The 15,110-nt window shown below is 54.9% G+C and carries 14 protein-coding genes and 1 pseudogene; 7 read left to right on the top strand and 8 right to left on the bottom strand.

Features of this window, described 5'->3' with window-relative positions:
- Positions 1 to 98 precede the first annotated feature (98 nt).
- The 4 genes from KV697_RS11175 to KV697_RS11160 are packed head-to-tail and all read left to right on the top strand — an operon-like array spanning position 99 to position 3,054.
- Positions 99 to 902 carry a LuxR family transcriptional regulator gene (locus KV697_RS11175; RefSeq protein ID WP_257575273.1) on the top strand — a complete coding sequence of 268 codons (804 nt, stop codon included), beginning with the start codon at positions 99 to 101 and terminating at the stop codon, positions 900 to 902.
- Positions 903 to 956: 54 nt separating this feature from the next.
- A complete protein-coding gene (locus tag KV697_RS11170; protein ID WP_219018247.1) occupies positions 957 to 1,565 on the top strand; it encodes an acyl-homoserine-lactone synthase in 609 nt (202 codons plus the stop codon).
- Positions 1,562 to 2,452 carry a phytanoyl-CoA dioxygenase family protein gene (locus KV697_RS11165; protein WP_257575272.1) on the top strand — a complete coding sequence of 297 codons (891 nt, stop codon included), beginning with the start codon at positions 1,562 to 1,564 and terminating at the stop codon, positions 2,450 to 2,452. The genes KV697_RS11170 and KV697_RS11165 overlap by 4 nt, the downstream gene beginning before the upstream one ends.
- A complete protein-coding gene (locus KV697_RS11160) occupies positions 2,449 to 3,054 on the top strand; it encodes a GntR family transcriptional regulator (protein WP_219018246.1) in 606 nt (201 codons plus the stop codon). The genes KV697_RS11165 and KV697_RS11160 overlap by 4 nt, the downstream gene beginning before the upstream one ends.
- A 108-nt stretch (positions 3,055 to 3,162) precedes the next feature.
- Here the strand turns inward: KV697_RS11160 and KV697_RS20120 are convergent.
- The 8 genes and pseudogenes from KV697_RS20120 to KV697_RS11125 all read right to left on the bottom strand — a co-directional run.
- Positions 3,163 to 3,495, bottom strand: a pseudogene (locus KV697_RS20120) (transposase); the annotation flags it as partial.
- A 231-nt stretch (positions 3,496 to 3,726) separates the two neighbouring features.
- Positions 3,727 to 4,788: a hypothetical protein gene (locus tag KV697_RS11155; RefSeq protein WP_219018245.1), complete on the bottom strand. Its 1,062-nt coding sequence runs from the start codon at positions 4,786 to 4,788 to the stop codon at positions 3,727 to 3,729.
- Positions 4,727 to 5,551 carry a hypothetical protein gene (locus KV697_RS11150; protein WP_219018244.1) on the bottom strand — a complete coding sequence of 275 codons (825 nt, stop codon included), beginning with the start codon at positions 5,549 to 5,551 and terminating at the stop codon, positions 4,727 to 4,729. Before KV697_RS11150 ends, KV697_RS11155 begins: the two co-directional genes overlap by 62 nt.
- Before the next feature lie 237 nt (positions 5,552 to 5,788).
- Positions 5,789 to 6,214: a hypothetical protein gene (locus KV697_RS11145; RefSeq protein WP_219018243.1), complete on the bottom strand. Its 426-nt coding sequence runs from the start codon at positions 6,212 to 6,214 to the stop codon at positions 5,789 to 5,791.
- Between the two features lie 86 nt (positions 6,215 to 6,300).
- Complete coding sequence (locus KV697_RS11140) at positions 6,301 to 7,161, bottom strand: hypothetical protein (RefSeq protein ID WP_219018242.1); 861 nt, start codon at positions 7,159 to 7,161, stop codon at positions 6,301 to 6,303.
- Positions 7,162 to 7,391: 230 nt separating this feature from the next.
- A complete protein-coding gene (locus KV697_RS11135; RefSeq protein WP_219018241.1) occupies positions 7,392 to 7,916 on the bottom strand; it encodes a hypothetical protein in 525 nt (174 codons plus the stop codon).
- A gap of 215 nt (positions 7,917 to 8,131) precedes the next feature.
- Positions 8,132 to 8,995, bottom strand: coding sequence for a hypothetical protein (locus KV697_RS11130; protein WP_219018240.1), 864 nt, complete (start codon positions 8,993 to 8,995; stop codon positions 8,132 to 8,134).
- A gap of 62 nt (positions 8,996 to 9,057) precedes the next feature.
- Complete coding sequence (locus KV697_RS11125) at positions 9,058 to 10,254, bottom strand: SAM-dependent methyltransferase (protein WP_219018239.1); 1,197 nt, start codon at positions 10,252 to 10,254, stop codon at positions 9,058 to 9,060.
- Between the two features lie 301 nt (positions 10,255 to 10,555).
- On the opposite strand from KV697_RS11125, the gene KV697_RS11120 reads away from it, so the two are divergent.
- The 3 genes from KV697_RS11120 (at position 10,556) to KV697_RS11110 (ending at position 14,972) form a co-directional block, all read left to right on the top strand.
- A complete protein-coding gene (locus KV697_RS11120; RefSeq protein ID WP_219018238.1) occupies positions 10,556 to 11,809 on the top strand; it encodes an HlyD family secretion protein in 1,254 nt (417 codons plus the stop codon).
- The gene (locus tag KV697_RS11115) at positions 11,806 to 13,944 is read left to right on the top strand and encodes a peptidase domain-containing ABC transporter (protein ID WP_219018237.1); all 2,139 of its coding nucleotides are present in this window, start codon (positions 11,806 to 11,808) and stop codon (positions 13,942 to 13,944) included. The genes KV697_RS11120 and KV697_RS11115 overlap by 4 nt, the downstream gene beginning before the upstream one ends.
- A gap of 107 nt (positions 13,945 to 14,051) precedes the next feature.
- Positions 14,052 to 14,972, top strand: coding sequence for a 2OG-Fe(II) oxygenase (locus KV697_RS11110; RefSeq protein ID WP_219018236.1), 921 nt, complete (start codon positions 14,052 to 14,054; stop codon positions 14,970 to 14,972).
- Positions 14,973 to 15,110 lie beyond the last annotated feature (138 nt).

Genomic DNA, 15,110 nt, shown 5'->3' with positions numbered 1-15,110 from the left:
TAGCGTCTCGCGCTTGGGCAAGGGCCGTGCAGCCGGGGTGAGAATCCGGCGGCGCGCGCATGGGGGACGAAAAGGACGGCCGGGGGATCGCCGGTGGCTTGAAACGCCGCCCCGGGCCGGGGTGCCGCGCGATGCAGATGCGTGCGATGGCGTTCGAGCTGATGGGCCTGGCAGAGGCTGCGCGCGATGCCGATGACCTGGCGGCTGCGATGATGCGGATCACCCGCCACCTCGGCTTCGACTATTTCGCGCTGGCGCAGCACGTCGATCTTCGCGCGGCACGCGGCGAGGCGATCCTCCTGCACAATTACCCGCCGGCGTGGGTCGACTATTACGAGGCGAACCGGCTGGGCGTCTCGGACCCGGTTCACCGGGCCAGTCACGTGACCAGCGTCGGCTTCCGATGGTCGCGCATCCCGGCGATGATCCCGCTCACCGCCGCCGACCGCCGGACGCTGGCGCTGGGGTGCGAACAGGGGATCGGCGACGGTTTCACCGTGCCGGCGAACGTCCCTGGCGAAGCGCATGGGTCCTGTTCGTTCGCGCTCGGCGCCGGGCAGGCCATTACGCCCGAGGCGTTGCCGCTCGCCCAGCTGGCGGGCGCGTTCGCGTTCGAGGCGGCGCGCCGCTTGTGGATGGCGCGCGGCGCACGCGCCGAGCCGGCACCCAGCCTGACCGATCGGCAGCGCGACTGCGTGCTGTGGATCGCGCGGGGCAAGACCGACTGGGAGACCAGCCGGATCCTCGGCGTGAGCGAGGAGACGATCACCTGCCATGTCCGGCAGGCCTGCGAGCGATATGATGTGAACAAGCGGACATCGCTGGTCATCCGGACGCTGTTCGACGGGACGATCAGCTTCCGGGACGTGCTTCGCCCAGGCCATCCCCCTTTTCCGGGATAGGCGAGCGGCAACCCTGCCCGTGATCATCGCGGCGGCACAGCAAGGGGAGCCGCCATGATACAATTGATCCGCCATACCACACTACCGCTGGAGCATCCGGTGCTCCGGCGCATGTTCGCGGCGCGCAAGGCCGTGTTCGTCGACCTGCTCGGCTGGGACGTGCCGGTGGTCGACGGCCGCTTCGAGCTCGACCAGTTCGACGATGGCGAGGCGCACTATCTTGTCGTGACCGATGCGGCGGGTGCGCATCGCGCCTCGGCACGGCTGCTGCCGACGACCCGCCCGCATCTGCTCGGCACGCTCTTTCCCGGATTGTGCGCCGATGGGCCGCCGACGGGGCCGGCGATATTCGAGATCACGCGCTTCTGCCTCGACCGGTCGCTCGGTGCCCGCGCCCGCCGGGCGGCACGCGACGCGCTGGTGGTGGCGCTGGTCGACCATGCCCTGGCCAACGACATCGCGCACTACACCGCGATCGCCGGGCTCGGCTGGTCCCGGCAGATCCTCGCCTTCGGGTGGCGCTGCCGCCCGCTCGGGCCCGCGAAGGCGATCGGCGGCGAACAGGTCATGGCGCTCGAGATCGCCATCGAGGCGAACACGCGGGCCAGGCTCGCCGTAGCTGGGATCATCGACACCGCGTCATCCATGGCGGTGGCGGCATGAGCGGGCTCGCGGTGATGGCCCGGCCCGGCAAGGATGCCGGGGCCTGGCGCGCGCAGCTGCTGCGCGATGGCTATTGCATCATCCCCGGCCTGTTGCCGGCCGAGACGCTTGCCCGGCTGGACGCGGATCTTGCGCCCGCCTTCGCGGCGACGCCGTTCGGCCGCGGCGGCTTCTACGGCGAGACGACCCAGCGGTTCGGCCGCCTGCTGGCGCGATCGCGACATGCCGAGCCGCTGGTCATGCATCCGCTGGTGCGCGAGGTGGTGGAGGGCCTTCTCTCGCCATGGTGCGACACGCTCCAACTCAATGTCGCGCAGGCGATCGCGGTGCACCCCGGCGCACCGCAGCAGGTCCCGCACCGCGACCAAGACATGTGGCGGGTCGAACCCGGCGCGATGGAGTATCTCGTCAACGTTATCTGGCCGCTGACGCCGTTCGAGGTCGACAACGGCGCTACGCTGGTCTGGCCGCGCAGCCATGGTCGGCATGCTGCGACGCACGACCCTGAGACGGCACCCTGCGCGGCCACGATGGCGCCCGGCTCGGCGTTGCTCTTCCTCGGCTCGACACTGCATGGCGCGGGACCGAACCTAAGCAACAGCATCAGGCGGGGCGTGGTGGTCGGCTATGCGCTGGGATGGCTCAAGCCCTATGAGAACCAGTGGCTCGCCTATCCACCGGCGGTGGCCCGGAGCTTCACACCCGAATTGGCCGCGCTGGTCGGCTATCGCCAGCATCGGCCCAATCTCGGCAATTACGAGGGTCAATGCCCCTCGATCCTGCTTGGCGGCGACATCGACACGGCCCTCGGTGCGGTTGATGCGCTTCGCCCTGACCAGGCGGAGATGGTCGCGGCCTTCGTCGCCGGGCAACGGCCGGGCGGATGAACGCCGGCGCAACGACCGAGCGGGTCCATGACGCGGTGCGGCGAATGATCCTGACGCGAGGCCTGCGACCCGGCGCGCGGCTCGACCCGGCGGTGCTGGCGGATGGCCTTGCTACCAGCGCGACGCCGGTGCGCGAGGCGTTGAACCAGCTATGTGGCGCAGGGCTGGTCGATGCCCGCCCCGGCGGCGGCTTCCACGTCCCGATCATCGACGCACCCGCGCTGGCCGACCTCTATTGCTGGAACGACGAAGTCATCGGGATCATCCTGCGATCGGCGGGGCGCGTGCTTGCCGTCGTCGACGCGCGTGAACAGGAGTATGCCTGCGATATCGCGGACGCGACGGCCGCGCTCACCGAGCGGCTCGCCCGCGCGTCGGGTAACGAGGAGCATCTACGGGCCGTGCGCGACATCAACGCACGCCTGCATGCGGTCCGCCTGATTGAGGCCGACTTGCTGGCCGACACCGGCGAGGAACTCGCGCGGCTTTCGGCGGCGGCCGACCGCGGCGATGTTGCCGCGCTGCGCACCGGCTGGCGTCGCTATCACCGGCACCGCCAGCAGCTCGCCCCCGAGATCGTCCGCACACTCCTGCGGCATTAGCCGCGTGGCTGGTCCAGCAACTCCTTCGCCGACCGGCTGCAATCTACCGATATGAAACTAGCAATGATGATCGCCGACATATGCAAAATTAGGGCCGGGGCTCGTTGATCACAGCAAAAAGAAGACGGTCTCAGCGAGGGCGAAGGCTGCGAAGAAGGCGGTTGGGCAGCGGTAATAGCGGGTGGCGACGTGATGCCCGTCCTTGAGGCAACGAACATGATCTCGATGGGACTTCGGCGCCGGTAGCGGCGCTTGTCGTACTTGACTGGCTCGTTGCGTGATCGCCAGTCCGGGATGCAGGGCTGAATGCCCTTGGCCTGAAGAGCGTCTCTGAACCAATCCGCGTCGTAGCCGCCGTCTCGGAGCAGCCACTGCGCTTTTTGGCAACTTGTCCAGCAGCGCTGCTGCCCTACTGTAGTCGCTGACTTGCCATGCGGTCATCAAGCAGCTTTGTGTGCATGCCGCCCCCAGCCTTCGCCGGGCTAGGCATTGGTACAGCCGATCAGGCGGCCGAGATCCCTTTTTAACCCGCAGTCGCTCCATCTGCTCATCCCGGTCTCCTCGCCGAGCCTGAATCAGATCGCGACGCTCACATCAATGGGCCATGGCTCTAGACAGAAGCACCGGCCGATTCAAAATTGATCCATACTACCAATCCTTGGGAATATACAGCTAACTAAGAGGTAGGCGTTGCCAACAACTTCCAAGATAACAAACCCCTTGCGCCGCCTCGCCAGCCCAACTGGAACGCCAATCAGTTCGGCCGCTGTCGTCACCGGAACGAATGATGATTGCCTGCCCCCCCAAGAGTGGTATGCTGCGACCGTAGCAGGTATCTTTAAAATTGAATACGGATCCAGCATCACCAAAAGAAAAATGTAGAGACCGGACACGCTGAAGATTTACTCCATTATCAAACCGAGCTGGCACAACGTCAGACACTAACATTTTTCTGACATGAATTCCTTCAATTTCCAACGGCTTAACATTTAATATATTGGCTGCCGCTTTAATGACGTCCTGCACTATGCCAGGAGTGCTACCGTCAATATCGGCCGAAAGGCCAAAACTCTTTTGAACAGGATTGAATATACAATGCTGTAAAAATTTATTCTTTGGAATATCGTAAAATTTTTGGCCGTTACAAAATTGCCGTAAGCGGAAGCATTCCGCTTTAGAAAGAAAGGGGTGAGTAGAAAAGGGCTGAGGAACTTGGCGTAGGTCATCACTGTGGCCAGAAATTTTATCTTCAGTTTTATGAAGAACTATGCCCTCATATATTTCTTCAAAAAAAATCTTGCTTATTGTAAAATTGTCATGATTAAAATCAATAACTTCTACAAAGTTAACATTATGATCTTTGAATTCCATAAGATCGGTTGAGTGAGGCTGATCCCTCCTCCGCCGGACATATACGAGAGCTGGCTCTGCTATCTCATACAGCTCGGTTGGCGTAGCTTTACTAGCTGCTATGCCAGCCCCAGCGGTGTTTAAAGCAACAACCATCTCTCCTATGGTAACAAAAGGAAATCTCTCTATTTTCGATAGCGCGCCGATGAACGATTCTGCGCAAAACGATGAACTAATCAGAGACGCAAATCGCGCTGCTGCACGAACATTTGAATTTTGAACAGCCAAATTAAATAATAGAGAGGCGTGCCCAATCATGACATTATCCAGTATACTGGCAATTTTTGATAAGCAAATTTCTAATATAAGTTCGTACAGGATCATCCATCCGTCTTGCTATGGGATGCATAAAGAAAGCCCCGGGTGCCGAGATCGCTCCATCAACATCGGAGGCTTTCCATGCAGTGCGAAATTTATTCCATCTTCCATCGCAAGGGTTCTGCATTTCATTAAAGCCTAAAAGTCCCGAAATAGTCGGTATCAAGCATTCCTCCGTGGCCCAGGCGCGAGAGCCGCGCAGAGCTCGATCCAGCCGGTCCGTTTTAAACTCAGCGGCGAGGGCGCGTGCAGCACCTGAAGACAGCACCGTGCCGGGCCAGAAAGTCCACCTGACGAATACGTCTTCCCAGCCATCAAAAAGAGATAAATACGGTAGCCAGTTCGCGCGGTCGGCATGGAAATCTTGGACACATAAAACAGGTGAATCGATACCGTGCTGACGAGGCAACGTAGAAAGAACTCCAAAATTTAGAGGAATTTTCTCGCTTAGATACTCAGAATAACCTCTTTTTATCATTAGCTGATCTGAGTCAACAAAGGTGATAGTATCATACTGTCGGTCGGATATGTGATCAATGCATGCAATAGCATATCCATGAAGAGACCCCCAAGCCTGGGGTTGAGGATTTGGAACAACATCCACCAAGAATTGCTGCCAACGTTCCGTCTGTGCGATGATCGATCTATCTTTGCCGCCGTCATACAATACGATCGGAGAGTTTGGATCGCATGTTCTGAGGTTAAGTATAAGATCCTCGACGCAATCCGGTTGCCCGTGGGCGGAAATTGCGAAGACATTTTTTAGCATAGCCGCCTATATCGACACTCGTTGAGGATTTCACACTAGTGCGGCCCGTTGCGGTTGACGGAAATGGGTGCCGTTGAGCACTCGCCGCTCAGAAATGCGAGGCTTACCATGGATCTCCAGAGCAAACGGTTATGGACACACCGTCTGCTCAATCGTCAGCCAGAACAGGTCGCTCACTCACGCTTTCCTCACGGAACCTAATTCAGATCGCGTCACCCAAATCACTGGATCCAGACCCTAATTATTTTGCCCGGACATGTCGTTTTTCACGCCGACATGAAGAATACGGCCCTTTGTCACTTGCAGTTCCATGATGGTCCGAGCCGCACCGCCAAGCCTTTTTATTATAAAATGCAACCGATATCCGATGTCATGTGAGCCAGAACACCACGTCTCAATATAACTGAGATCTGTGGCTTCAGACAATTCGAGCAAGGATTGTTGCTTCAAGTTATTATTGAGGGAGCGTCCATTGACAGAGATGTTTTTAATGGAGATTCCTGAACGTGGTGACCACCCGGCAGTCAGGGTGCTACTTAGGTTAGACGAACAAGTAATCTCAGATGTTTGTATCTGATTGATTTTCTCAGCCGGGAATTCTGAAGCAGGAATTTGTTGAGCGGAGGCGATTATCGCAGCAAAGCTGATGAATGATGGTAACATCATATTCGTCCTGCAAAAACGTCAGCACCATCACTCGGAAGTTTGGTGCTGAGAGGGGTGTCTATCTCTATGAGGTTGTGCATAATTTAGGGAATGTTGTAATTATGGCCGTCACCTGCTCGCCCGCCACCGCCGTTATATGAGGCGCCTCCGCTGCTGCCGGTCCCAGTCCCAGTGCTTGAACCACTGCCTGCCCCGCTCCCGGTGCTTGCCCCAGTGCTGCCGCCCGACGAAGCTGCAGGTAATGTCGTCACGCTATCCCGGGCTGTTCCTGGATATTCGCGGATTTGACCGTTAGACGTATCATATGTTCCTTGATGGGTCACGCGGTCGTATTCATCGACTTGGTTGTCGTGAAGAATGTAGCCCCGGAAATTTGTTTCATCGACCTTAATGTTATGGTTGGGCTGGGCGTAATAGCCTGCGTTAGATATCGCATTTAAATCAAAGTTATCAGGATTTGCGCGTCCGGTAAGTTCCTGACCGTTTGGATTTAGGCTAGGGTGATTATGTATTTGTCCTAGTAATGTTGCACCATCCGGGATATCAAAATCTTGAAGAGGCCGCCCAAAGGGGCTGGTTCCCCAATCGGGACCCTTGAGAATCGTACTCTCCTTGATATTGCCGTTGGCATCGCGGTAAATCCACGCACCGTACTCTTGATGGTCAGAGTCAGGCTTGGCTTTTATTTTTGCTGCAAGATCCATCGATAATGCATCAACTTGTCGATCGGTCGCTTGATCGAATGTTGGTGCAGGCGGTGGGTTAACGACGCCTGTTCCATAATGAGGAGGTGGGCTTGTTGGGGGATAATAGCCAGGCGTCGGGTAATACTGGGGAGGTTGGTAGTACGGGGGATGGTATGGCGACCCGGTGACGACAATGTCTTCGCCGTTATCATAGCCTCCACTAATCAATTCAAGCTCGGCAGCCGTAAGCTCGCGCATAATAACTCTCCTAAGTGATATGTAACGCTTACCGTTCTGCGTTATTAAATATAACACATGGGTATTGATGTATTTTACCTGTCGCGTTTTAATAGAGTTCTATAGCTGCATGATGGGGTCCTCCAGAATTCCGTCCTATAGTGAAGGTGGGAATTTTTTAGGGGCTAACCACTTAGCCAATTTTGCCAAATGTCGGCATGTCTATTAGCGATACCTGTGCAACCGTGACGCTAGAAGGGCGCCGGGGAGGTGCTTGCGAGAGAAATCGTGCAACGAGCGCTACGGCAATCCACATCGAACGTGGATGGAACGCCCCCCTTTTTCTCCGATCCGAAGGTCAGGCTCCACATGCCACCCGCACTTCGCTCGAGCAGACGCAACCGCCTAAGGTTTATTCTTTTGAGCGCATCGCCAACAAGCTGGCGACAATCGGCGTGCTCATGACACTGAAACTGATAGACCGGATCTCCGGAGGCCTGCCGGCCCGACTGAGCCGCGGCGATCGCGGCAAGCGCATAGGATGCGTCCTTCGCAGACGATCCAGACGGCTGCACTTGACCGAAGCCACTGTCTTGAGAGGCGCAACTGCCGATACGCACCGCGACCTGATCATAAATTGCGTAGCCTGAAGGGTGGGCCATGTCGGCCACTATGTAGCTCCGCCGCATGCAGGTGCCCTTGGCGCCTTCCGTCCCTGCCGTATAAAATCGCAGTAGTTTCGAGGAGAATGCATCGGGTACCTGCGCGATTTCCATACCGATTATTTCCCTTGCAATCGCAGCGGGGAGAAAGCGCTCTTTGAGTATTGCGAAAGTTTCGGAGTTCTTTGGTGCACCTTGAGTAGCTGCCGATAGCAACGCAGCGCCTAAGATGGCCCTACCTACTAGGTATTTATGAGATCGCATTCGACAACCTCCCAGGAATATCAAAAGCTAAGGAGCCGATACGAATTAAACGATGCTGCAAGTCATTATTGTATCTGCTCACGACCCCCACCCCCTCTTCCGCCGCCGCCCCCAACGCCACCTCCGCTCCCGCCGCTCGGCGCGGGCGTGCTAAAACCGCTCGCATCAGGAGAGTAACCGTAACCCGGGTTGCTTAGTGGCGTCATACGGCTATAATCGGTAATTGCCTTAGCGGTATCGTTGGCAATTTGCTCCCGCCGCGTGGTTTCTGCACTCGTCCAAACGCCATCGGCATTGGCGGCGTTTATTTGATCTCGAGCTACCGAGCTGAGATGGCCTAGTTCGTGCAGAGCGACGTAATCCAGCCCCCCCGTATTCTTTGCGTAGCCCGCTATCAGGTCGACGTTGAAAGAAACTTTTGGACTGCCATTATTATAGTCGGACTCACCACGAGTCGTGCCATTGGGGTATACATGCCCTTGATCCTCAAGGGTGAAGTTCATTTTTGACCAAAGAGACTTCAGTTCTGAGGCTAACACGTTGTGATATCCCGCCGCAGAGTCATCTTTTACTCTCACGACGGCATTATCGGGTAAGGCATTTATAGCTGCGTCATCATTAGCTATTGACGTTTTCCAGTCATCGAGAGCTTTTTTTTGCTCAGCCGTCAGAGGGACCGTCAGATGAGACGTGTCAACATGATGAACGCCAACGTTGAAAGATTCCGGGATTGTTACTGCAGGGGGGGGATTTGAGCCCCCGCCGCCATAATACGGCGGGCTGGTGGGTGGATAATATCCCGGGGGTTGGTAGTAGTATGGAGGTTGATAATACGGCGGATGATATGGCGATCCGGTCACGACGATGTCCTCGCCGTTATCATAACCTCCGCTGATCAATTCCAGTTCGGCAATCGTAAGGTCGCGCATTGTAGCTTCCTTTCTAATGTCGTAAGATGACTAGATTTTTTCCGAACCTTTGAGTCCGAAAATTATGGTTCGGCAAGCGCTGCATTAATTGCCAAGGGGTGGCCAATCTTGAGGAGTTTCCGGACACGCTCGCTCATATTTTGGAAGCGATCGTCGCGAAAAACGGCCTCCGGATCTTTAAGGAACGTGTTGCGAAGAGAGACATCTCGGCTAATCGCTATCAGAAGTTCGAAAGCTGGAGTCTTTCCCGTAATTAGATAAGACGATTCTGGCTGTAAATTTTGAAAGCAGCGAAGCGCATCGCGTTCTTCGGAACCATATCCAAAAAGAATTTGATCTTTATCAAAATGGCGCGTGACTGCCTCCGGTCCGCCTGGGCTCCTGAGCGAGACAGAACCCGCCAAGCGGGATATTTTCTGCGGTGGAATATAAAACGTCGAGTTGGACGTTATGCGGCTTCGCGTATCATAATGTTTCAAGTCCGAAATGAGGTGTTTATCGATCAGGGGATCTACACCGACATATTGGGGAGCTATATAGTGGTATAAATGCGCATCCGGCCCATACGTATCTAATAAAAGAGTCGATAGGTGCTCGAATGCGCGATTTTCGAAGCCTGTCGGTGAATAGCCCAACTCGCCGGTAACGCCGACTTGCCAAAGAACCGTATGCAGAGAGGGGTCTAACCGCCGGTTCCGTACGAGCAGATCGGTTGCTTCGTAGCTCAGAAGGCCTGGAACCATCGGATCGAAGCCGATGTCAGCGACCATGTAGTCCAAGGCCGAAATGCCTGGGCGCATTACGGCGGTGTGCCCTTCTGCTCGGGCGATATGCACTGCCCGATGTGCCGGAGTAGCAAAAAATCCTGGGTGGCCGTAAAATATTGCTACTACACGACGCCCTTGGCGAACGCGATGAAGCAAAGCTTCGGCCATGCAGATATAGGTGGTGTTTCGCGGCACGGCAGAATTGTAAAGAATTCGGAGATCAAGGGCGTCCGGCCGCATGTCGCTCAGCCAAACTTGGGTCACCCGGTCATATAAGCAATGGAACACATAATCCGCCGAACGAATGTGCTGTTCGTCGTTTAGCATCATGTCGGTGTGGCATAAGCCTGAACCTAGGATTAGCAGGGTGCCTCGTTTCCCGTCAGCGCTCCCTGCATCGTCGGACAGGCCCCGAGTGATCTCTCTCGCATAATCTTGCCAACGCTCGACGGAGTCGGCCGTGGCATTGAGTTGGGACGGTGAACGATTCACCGCCCCCGCTCCAAATGAAACAAACGTGAATTTTGGCCGATCGCCCGTACGTAAATCACGTTAATTCCTTTAATTATGCAGTTAAACATCCATTTTGAATGTGATTCTTAAGGGCTAGAAAGCATCCTATCTAATGATTCCGATATTTTCTTGCTTTGCATAATAGGATTTGTGCATTGTGCGCAATATGGATTCGCGGCGGGATGAGATAGAGAATGCGTCAGCGTTTGAGGAAAAGGGGAGCTGCGCGCGGCCTGGCATGTTAGACGAAGTCAGCGGAGGCTTGGTCAGAGGTGTCACGATGGATCGCACGCCTCTCTTCCGACCCGAAGCCCTTGCCGCAGCTTCCGACAGCGGCCTTGGGGAGCCGATCGCGAAGCTCCCTGTCAGTTGGACACTCCTTTCAATGGCGATGGGAGCGCTACTCTCCGCCTTTATTGCTTTGATGGTCCTTGGTACCTACACGCGACGGGAGGTCGCTCTGGGATTGGTGAGTTCGACCGGCAATAACATTCGAATCACGGTGCCCACCCCAGGTATCGTGAGGGATGTTCTCGTCGCCGATGGCCAGAAAGTTAGGGCTAGGCAACCGTTGGTCACGATAGAAACTTCCCATAACGGTGTGACCGGCCGTTCGGTAGATGAGGAACTGATCAGCAACCTAGATCGCGAGCGTGCGAACTTGAAGCGACGCCTCAATTCGCTCGGCCAAGCTGCAGCAATAGAATTACGGGGCATGCCAGCCCGTCTTGAGGCGCTACGGCAGGAGAAGATGGCCGCAAAGGCGCAGGAGCGCTCGGCCAATAAGCGGCTCGCGATGGCGACGGAAGCTCTCGCTCGCATTGAACCCGTAGCGGAGCGCGGATTCATTTCAGGCGAATCGATGCGACGACGCAAAGAAGAGATTATAATATTACAGCAAGCAATTGCCGACGCTCGTGGCGCGGAAGCGCGACTGGATGGGCAGATAAGCGAACTTGAAAATCAGATCGCTCGACAGCCCATGTTGGTAGCGCAGCAAAGAGGAGAATTGCTCGATCAAATTTCCCGGACCCAGCGGGACCGCGAGATGGCAGCGGCGCAAACCGGATTTACCATCCGATCGCCGACATCGGGGGTCGTAACAACCCTGCAAATTGCAAAGGGGCAGCCGGTAGATGGACAAATGACGCTCATGACCGTCAGTCAGCATCCAAAAGGCAGTATGCTCGCCGAGCTATTCGTTCCTTCCCGAGCAATAGGTTTCCTGGAGCCTGGGCAGAAAGTGAGGCTACGCTTCGATGCTTTCCCATACCAACGCTTTGGAGTGGGGACGGGTCGAATAAAAACAATTTCTTCAACCGTCCTGCGCCCCGACCAAGTGGCTGCGACTATTAGGATAGAGGAGCCAGTATATCGGGTGGTCGTGTCGCTCGACCGCGATACCATCATGGCCTACGGCCGTCAGTACCATATACGCCCTGGCTTTGCGCTAAGTGCAGATATTGTGTTGGAGAGGCGCAGCTTCGCTCAGTGGCTGCTTGATCCTATACTCGCATTGCGGGGAAGGCTGTGATTCCTCCTCTCAACCTGTCTGGTCGCAGACGCTTGCCGATCGTCCGTCAGGCAGAGGCTGCGGAGTGCGGTCTTGCGAGCATTGCCATGATCGCGGGATTCTACGGCCATGACATAGACCTTGCGACAATGCGGCGCCGCTTTGGTCTTTCGATGAAGGGCGTAACCCTCCGGACGCTGATCGATGTTGCTGCTGGGCTCGGTTTCAGCAGTCGACCTGTTCGTTGTGAGGCCGAGGAACTCGCAAACCTCCGGCGGCCAGCCATTCTTCATTGGGGCACCAACCACTTCGTTGTACTGGAACGGGTCACCCGTCGAGGCATCGTTATACACGATCCGGCCAACGGACGTGTAGCCGTTGCCCCTGCGGTCTTGTCGAGGATGTTCACGGGGGTTGCGCTCGAGTTGACGCCGAATGCGGCGTTTCAGCGGGCGCGCGAACGAAACCCCTTGAAGCTCGGCGGCTTATTTACGCTGGAGGGCGGCATCGCAACCGCTCTTCTACAAGTTATTGTCCTTTCACTCGTTGTTGAGGGATTGCTGGTGGCGTCACCATTCTATCTCCAATTTGTGATCGATGACGCAATATTGAAAGGTGATAGAAGCGTACTTCAGGTTTTAGCTATTGCATTTGGTCTGCTGACCATATTTCGCGTGGCTACAACTTTTCTACGTGGACTTACCACCCAATTTATCGCCAATGTTTTGTCTTTCGACATGAAGGGCAGAATATTCCATCATATGGTGCGATTGCCTCTAGACTGGTTCCAAAAAAGGCAAATTGGAGATGTCCAAAGCCGCTTCTGGGCAATCCGATCCATTCAGGCATTCGCATCGCAAGGGGCTCTGACGGGCTTGTTGGACGGCATTCTTGGCTTTGTCGTGCTGGTGCTGATGTTTCTCTATTCGCCCGTACTGGTAGCAATCGTCTTTGGTTCGATAGCTGCCTATGCTTCAATAAAAGGCGCATCTTTTCAACTTACCAAGCGCTTTGCCGCAGACGCGATTATGACCGACGCACGAGAGCAGACGCGCTTCTTGGAAACGCTACGAGCAGCGCAAACAATCAAGGCTGCTGGATCTGAAACGGTCCGTGAAAGCCAGTATCGTAACGCTTCCGCGGCGTCGATTAATGCGCAGATCCGATCTGGAAATATTGGCCTTGGTGCGATGGCGGCGGATCAATTACTAAACGGATTAACCGATGTAATTGTAATATTTATTGGTGCCCGATCCGTCATTTCTGGGCAGCTTACGGTCGGTATGCTTACGGCATTCCTTGCGTATAAAGGGCAGTTTGTGGCGCGCTTTACCAACTTGGTGGAGCAACTATTCTCTTGGAGGCTTTTAGATCTTCAGTTGGAAAGGCTTGCGGATATCGTGCTTACGCCGAAAGAAGCAAGAATAGATAGCGGGGGCCACGAGGGGGTTTTAGATGGAAATATCGTCTGCCAAAACCTGTCTTTCCGTTACGCATACGGCGAAAGTTTGATTCTACAAAATTTCAGTATGTCGGTAAAATCGGGTGAATGCGTTGCAATAATTGGTTCTTCTGGATGTGGAAAGTCAACGCTCGCTAAGTTGATTACAGGATTGTATGAGGCAAGCGGCGGGGAGGTGCTTATTGATGGACGCCCTTTGAAGCACTGGAGTAATCGCTCTCTTCGTAGCCAGATCAGTTATGTTTCACAGGAAGATCAACTTCTTACGGGTTCAATAGCCGAAAATATTGCCTTCTTTGCAGAAAAGATCGATATCGAGCGGGTAAGACAGTGTGCGCGTACTGCCTTTGTCGACGATGAAATTTCGGCGATGCCTATGGGGTACGAGAGCCTAGTGGGTGATATGGGATCGAGCCTGTCGGGGGGGCAGAAGCAACGCATCATCATAGCGCGCGCGCTTTATAGATCACCGCGGATTCTAGTGTTGGATGAGGCTACGGCGCACCTCGATGTGGCAAACGAGAGAGCCATAAGCAAAGCGTTAGCTGCACTCACGATAACAAGGATTGTCATAGCTCATCGGCCTGAAACAATCGCTGCTTCGGATCGAGTAATCTCTCTCGATCGCCGCGAACTACCCTCAGACTTATTGGATTTTATAAAATCTCGTACCCCCGCTGTCCAAGAGAGTTAAAAAGTATGGACCTACCGTCTTGTGAAGTGGCCCGTTACAATACCGCGCTCATTGATCCAACGGTTCGCGTGGCGCTAAGGCATTTTGCGCGAGTGGAGCCAAGATTCGTGTCGGCTGCATTCATAAACGATATCCTAGATGCCAAAGCATTTCCTACGATATCTGTGGGTGAGCTACTTCGCGCAGCAAGGGCCGGTGGTGTTCCTGCGGTTGGTGCTTCTGCCGGACTAGAGGAGATGCGAAATAATGCACCCTTTTTGACGTATCTCAAGCGAGATCCCGACTCTACGGCAGCAAATCTGGTCCGCATTGAGGAGGTTCGGCAAAAGACGGTGATCATTGGGCACGATCGCTTCGGTGCCGACACTCTCACACGTGAAAATGTGGAAGCTCTTTGGACAGGGGTGGTGATATTAGTCAATATTGGTAACGATAAAGTATCCGCTTTTTCGGAGATCGACAATTACAGACAAATGATATCAGTAGAATCGGCGTTCATGTCTAAAGAAAAGTGTTATGAAATTATAGATTATTGTGAAAGTTTGGCCTATAGGCGTAGCCGAATCTCTGAAAATCGAAGCGGGGTTAATACGGATACGATCTCTATAAAAGCTAGAAGTAGTAGCTCGGTCGTCCTTAGAGATAGGTCTAACCCCCTTGTTGCGGAAATATACCGGCGTTGTGCGGATATAGAACGCTTGCCAGAGCAGTATATCGAAACCATACAATCAGTTCGCTACAAAAAGGGGCAGCGCTTTCGCACGCATTTTGATGGCGGCTTGGGATTACCGCGATTAACTACGTTTCTTCTGTATCTAAATGAGGAATTCAGTGGTGGGGAAACCTATTTTCCCATGCTAGATATGGCAGTTTCTCCTAAAACCGGAAGTTGCCTTCGTTTCCCAAGTTGCATGCCGGACGGTCGAGTCATCTGGCAATCTGAGCACGGTGGTTTGCCGGTCACGGACGGCACGAAATATGCGCTAAATATATGGGTAAGGTGCCCCAATGTTCCCGTGTCAGTCTGAGTTTCAGAACCCTGATAAAATCTAGTGCAATGGTGCTTATTTGGGTCATAATCTATTGATATGAGTGCTTTAATCTGGTTCAAACTCGGTAACAAGGCCGGGATGAGCGACCTTTTCTGGCTGACTGATGAGCAGATC

Origin of the sequence: Sphingomonas sanguinis (genome assembly GCF_019297835.1) — a bacterium.
In the GTDB taxonomy this organism is placed as follows: domain Bacteria; phylum Pseudomonadota; class Alphaproteobacteria; order Sphingomonadales; family Sphingomonadaceae; genus Sphingomonas; species Sphingomonas sanguinis_D.
This window is presented reverse-complemented; position numbering and strand designations above follow the sequence as displayed.